Below are 4,751 nucleotides of genomic sequence, written 5' to 3'. Positions count from 1 at the left end.
CGCCGACGTCTGCGAGGACTGCGCCCGCAGCTGCGAGCAGGTCGGCGACATGCAGGCTTGCGTCGAGCAGTGCCGCCGCTGTGCCGAGAGCTGCCGCAAGATGGCCGCCTGAGCCCGAGGGGCTCTCCCACCACAGCATCGTCGCGAGACGGAGAACATCGATGCGTCAGCTGTCCCTCGCGCTCGCCGGCCTGCTCGCCGCGGCGCTTCCCGGCGCCGCCTCCGCGCAGGTGCCCGCCAGGCCCGGCGTGCCGGGATCCGCCGAGCCCGTGGTCACGCGCACGCCGGGCACGACCGGCAACGACCGGAACGTGGTGGTCGCCCCCGGTCCGACCGGGGCATCCACCCTCCAGACCGACTCGGCAGCGGCTGGCAACGCCGGCCAGCCGGCGCGCGCCGTCCCGCAGGGCAGCGGCGGCGGCAGTCGCTGAACGGGGCATTCCGCCCCCTGCCGGGCCTGCCTCGTCAGGATCGCCGCCGCGCAACGGGGTTCCCGAAGCGGGGCAGGCCCGCGGGGAGCGGTCGTCCGGGGCGACGCGCGACCGGGGCGGGCACGCCAATCCGGCCAGTGCGGTGCGCCTCGGTACCCGCGCCGGATCCGTGCTCGATGGTGGCGCAACCCGAGGAAGGGTCGACGCCTCGCACCGCCCGCTTGAGCGGCCGCCGCGCTCGCCGGCTGACTGAGGTCGGCGCATCGGCTGCGAACGCTCCGGGCGGCCCTTGACCTTCCAACGATGGGAAGCCCCATTTGGGCGGGGTCCTCAAGAAGGAGACCCTGAATGTGTTGCTGCACGAACAACTCCGTCGCCACGCCGTTCCCGGCACGCCGGCCCCAACCCGACACGGTGGTTCTTCGGGTCGAGGACATGACGTGCGGCCACTGCGTGCGAGCGGTGACGGCCGCCATCGTGCGAGACCTGCCCGGCACGCGAGTGACCGTCGACCTAGGAAGCAAGACACTCACCGTCGGCGGGACGGAAGACGCGGCCGCCGTGGCACGGGCGGTTGCGTCCGCCGGCTATACCCCTTCACCGGCGGCATGACGCCGCGGTCCCGGTGCGAAGGCCGGACAGTGGGATGCGATGTCGTTCCGCACCGGGACCGTTACCCTGCGACGGCCCATCAGCCTTCCAGCCAGGCGGTCGCCAAGCCCGGCTCGCCACGGGTGGTGGGTCATCTTAAATTCGTTCCCCCTCGTCGCCGGAAGCCAGCGTCCTGCCGCGATCAGGTTTGACCGTGAAGACGCCCGCGCCCATCCGGGAAGAATGGGGAACACTCAGCCGCTGCGGAAGGCGAAGGGGACGCACCGTGTCCGGCACCGTCTTCGCCGACCAGTTCTGGTCGGCGGGCTCGGCCACGCCGCCCAACTCTGCCGTCTGCCCTGCAATGCCGCCATCGAGGCGCGCGTCCCCTTCGCCCACGCCTTTGCCCACTGCCTCTCCGTGAGGTTAGGCGGATGGAAAGGGCCCTACCCCGGCGCCTGAGACGTCGCCCAGGTTCCTGCACGTACCAACTGCCGTCGGCCCGAGCCGGAGCTGACCCGGCCGTGCGAGCGCCTCCCGGTCCTGCGCTCCTTCCCGTACTCCATGCTCAACAATGCCGTCGCCGAGGGCTGCCGCGCCAGGGTCCAGTGCGTGCGGGACCGCGTCATGACCAGGGAGGCGGGCAGGCCGCTGCCGAAGCTGCGCTTCCGCGGCACCGACGACTGGTCGGTCACGACAGACAACTTCTGGCTGCTCCGCGTCGGCACCGATCATGCCCATCGGCCAGCCAAGGCCGAACACGCGTGCACGGTGACCACGGAGCGCAACCGGGCGCGCAGGGCCCGCAGGATGGCTGCCCGCGAGACCTCGTGGGCTGACGAACGCGAGCGGGCGACGGTGCTCAGGCTGGCGGAGCGCGGTGCCAACCGCTTGCTCACCCGCGCCCGGCAAAACGCGGCCCTGCTCATGCGCGACGTGCCTGTGCTGGTCGCCACCGACCCCACGCGCATGGTGCCGCCGCTGCTGCGGCTGGACGGCCCGGCCGAGCGCCGCGCCCGCCGCGAGGCGGGACTGCCGGTGCCCGCCCTGCGCGGGATGCGCCGCGAGGAGCGCCGAGCGAGGGCCATTCGGCGCAACACCTGCGCGCCACCCGTTTAGCCCTGCTCATCGACCTGCTAGCGGCGGCAGCGGATAGGATTGGCGCGATCCTCGTCATGCCCGGCCGCCGGGACACGACGGCGGGCTGCTCGGCCTGCACGAGGGTGGAGCGAAAGCCGCGGGGCGAGCGTTGGCACTGCTGCACGTGTGGTCCTGTCCTGCGGCGAGACCAGGCCTCCTCCGTCGAGACGCCCGGGTCAATTCAAACCGACTCGCCACTTCGCCACGCGCGAGTTGGCTGCGGGCGGTGCCGGGCTCCCCGGGCGAGCCGCGCGCCTGCGCACGTGCCTCGCCGGGACCTCCCGGGACCTCACAACGATGGCGATACCGCGGGACCGGAGATCGTCGCCCTGATGACGATCAAGGCTTCCTGGCAGCGCCTGCGCACGGCGACCCGGCACCGGGGCCGTGGCCGGTGCACGCGCAAGGCCCGCAGCCCGGTCCGGCTGACCGGCCGCCGTGGTCCGAACGACGGCCAGGCCGTTGCGCCGTTGCGACACCGCCGCCGCGATCTCGGCGGCGCCGGAACGACTCGGAGTTGACCTAGTGGCGTCGGATACCGGGCCGGGGCATGCTCCGCGGCGGAAGCCTGGCTCGGGTCTAGGAGGGGGGACGGACGTGGACGAAGCCTGGGTCGGCAAGCTCCTCCGGCACTGGCGCGAGGATGCCGGCGCTTCCTACAGGACGTGGTTCCTGTGGGAGGAGCGTATCAAGAACTTCCGCTCGATCCGGCGCGGCATCCAGGCCGTCGTCGAGGAGATCCGGACCGGCGCCTTCGGCAATGCGTACCGAGGCTCCTCGCTGGAGACGGTTGTCCACTCCATCGCGGAGCAACGCCAGGTCTTCAAGGGCGCCGACCACGCCTTCCTCTGGAAGCCGAAGCTGCGCATCCCGGATATCTACGAGAACCGCGACAACCAGCTCGCCTTCGGCCGGTTCCTCGACACGTGCCTGTGTTGCAACGCCGAGGCGCATGTCCTGTCGGCGGTCCAGGCACTCGACCGGGCGCGCATCAAGGGCCTGGGCCCCGCGGCCGCGAACCTGCTCTACTTCCTGCACCCGACCTGGATGCCACCGTTCAACACCGCCATCGTGAAGGGGTACAACGCCCTCGCCGGCGCCAACGTGAAGCTCGGCAGGTGGGACGAATACCTCGCCATGCGCCGGGGCATCCTCGCCCTCAACGACGCCCACCGGTCGCTTCTCTCGAACGACCTCGGCGCGGCCGCCGGCTTCCTGTTCGACGTCGGCTCCGGCCGTTACCCGCTGCCGGAACGCGACACGGCGGGGGCGCTGGAGCGCTGGCGCGAGGACCTCGGCCGCGTCCGGGCGGAGGCCGCCGGCGCCTCGAAGGCCGTCGAGGCCGCCCGGGACGCCGACCACACACACACCGAGATCCAGGGCTGGCTGCGGGATCTCGGCCTCGCGCTCGGCTTCGGCGTCTGGATAGCCGCGAACGACGCGAGCCGGTCCTACGCCGGCGGCCGGCTATCGGACGGATGCCTGGAGCGCCTGCCTGCACGGCTGACCGCGAACGGCTCGGCCGAAACGGTCCGCCTGATCGACGTGATCTGGCTCGACGGGGCGAGCGGCGACGTCGCGGCGGCCTTCGAGGTCGAGCACACGACGAGCATCTACTCCGGCATCGTGCGCATGCTCGACCTCGCGCTGGGCATCGAGGGTGGAACCGGCCGCAACTTCTTCCTCGTGGCCCCGGACAGTCGCGAGGGCGACGTCAGGGCGCAATTCGCCCGTCCGGCCTTCTCCCGGGTGGGCGAGCTGGACTTGCGCTACCTTCCCTACAGCGAGCTCCGCGACCACCGCGCGAGCATCGCGCGCTTCGGCAGCGGCCTGAAGGGCGTGCTGGCCATCGCGCGTCCCGTGACCGCGCGCCTCCGGCCGTAGGCGGGGTCCCGAGGCCGCGCCGCTCCTCTCGCTGAGCGAGGCCTGCGAACGTCGCCGGCCGAGCGCCGACGACAAGTTCGCCCGCCGTCGCGGACCCGCAGGACGCGGCACGATCCACATCGGAAGCGTCCCGGACCGGCGCAACAAACCCTCCCACGGTATCCGATGCGACGCAGTCGTCCCGGCCCGAGCCTCGAAGGTTCCGTCGCCGACCCTGCGCACCCGGTCGCGTCAAACGGCCCCAGATGGAGGAAAAGCGGGAAACAATGCGGCAAATGCCGGAGTTCTAGCGAGGTGTACCCTGCAGGGGTATGTCCGGTTAGTACCACACGCCGGCGGGTTGCACGCAAGCTCCCTCGAACAGCGCAAGGACCCGGCAGATGACGCACAATCGGCAGCATCAGAGCTCCCACGACGAACCTGCCAGCCAGCTGAGCTTCGGCGACCACAGGCTGTACATCGGCGGGTCCGGCCTCGACGCCTATCCCGGGACGGGCGCGATGGACACCGCCTTCGGCCGGGGCGCCGCCGACTACCTGGCGGGCCGCGGCGAGAACGACGACCTGCTCGGGGGCAACGGTCGCGACGTCCTGGTCGGCGATGGTGGCATGGACCACCTCGATGGCGGCAGGGGCGCCGACGTGCTCATCGGCGGCGACGCGGCCGACGGACTCCGCGGTGAGGACGGGCGCGACTACCTCGACG

5 protein-coding genes and 2 pseudogenes are annotated in these 4,751 nt (G+C 71.9%); 6 read left to right on the top strand and 1 reads right to left on the bottom strand.

The window, feature by feature from the left end; translation table 11 throughout:
• From AX737_RS36505 to AX737_RS32675, 3 genes and pseudogenes are all read left to right on the top strand, one after another.
• A pseudogene (locus AX737_RS36505) lies at positions 1 to 112 on the top strand (four-helix bundle copper-binding protein); the annotation flags it as partial.
• Between the two features lie 49 nt (positions 113 to 161).
• Entirely contained in the window at positions 162 to 431 is a 270-nt protein-coding gene (locus AX737_RS28445; protein WP_066927216.1) for a hypothetical protein, read from the top strand.
• Between the two features lie 348 nt (positions 432 to 779).
• Positions 780 to 1,043, top strand: coding sequence for a cation transporter (locus AX737_RS32675; RefSeq protein ID WP_082773351.1), 264 nt, complete (start codon positions 780 to 782; stop codon positions 1,041 to 1,043).
• A gap of 135 nt (positions 1,044 to 1,178) precedes the next feature.
• Here the strand turns inward: AX737_RS32675 and AX737_RS33780 are convergent, their stop codons facing one another.
• The gene (locus tag AX737_RS33780; protein WP_156454009.1) at positions 1,179 to 1,433 is read right to left on the bottom strand and encodes a hypothetical protein; all 255 of its coding nucleotides are present in this window, start codon (positions 1,431 to 1,433) and stop codon (positions 1,179 to 1,181) included.
• 153 nt (positions 1,434 to 1,586) lie between these two features.
• Here AX737_RS33780 and AX737_RS28440 point away from each other — a divergent pair, with 153 nt between their 5' ends.
• From AX737_RS28440 to AX737_RS28430, 3 genes and pseudogenes are all read left to right on the top strand, one after another.
• The gene (locus AX737_RS28440) at positions 1,587 to 2,141 is read left to right on the top strand and encodes a hypothetical protein (protein ID WP_066927215.1); all 555 of its coding nucleotides are present in this window, start codon (positions 1,587 to 1,589) and stop codon (positions 2,139 to 2,141) included.
• 618 nt (positions 2,142 to 2,759) lie between these two features.
• Complete coding sequence (locus tag AX737_RS28435) at positions 2,760 to 4,046, top strand: type II restriction endonuclease (RefSeq protein WP_066927213.1); 1,287 nt, start codon at positions 2,760 to 2,762, stop codon at positions 4,044 to 4,046.
• A gap of 380 nt (positions 4,047 to 4,426) precedes the next feature.
• Positions 4,427 to 4,751, top strand: a pseudogene (locus tag AX737_RS28430) (calcium-binding protein); the annotation flags it as partial.

The organism is Methylobacterium sp. CCH5-D2 (assembly GCF_001556475.1).
Classification (GTDB): Bacteria; Pseudomonadota; Alphaproteobacteria; order Rhizobiales; family Beijerinckiaceae; genus Methylobacterium; species Methylobacterium hispanicum.
This window is presented reverse-complemented; position numbering and strand designations above follow the sequence as displayed.

Excerpts from the sequence above, each read along its gene's own strand:
- AX737_RS32675 (WP_082773351.1), top strand. The coding sequence starts at position 780 with ATGTGTTGCTGCACGAACAACTCCGTCGCCACGCCGTTCCCGGCACGC.
- AX737_RS28445 (WP_066927216.1), top strand. The coding sequence starts at position 162 with ATGCGTCAGCTGTCCCTCGCGCTCGCCGGCCTGCTCGCCGCGGCGCTT.
- AX737_RS28440 (WP_066927215.1), top strand. The coding sequence starts at position 1,587 with ATGCTCAACAATGCCGTCGCCGAGGGCTGCCGCGCCAGGGTCCAGTGC.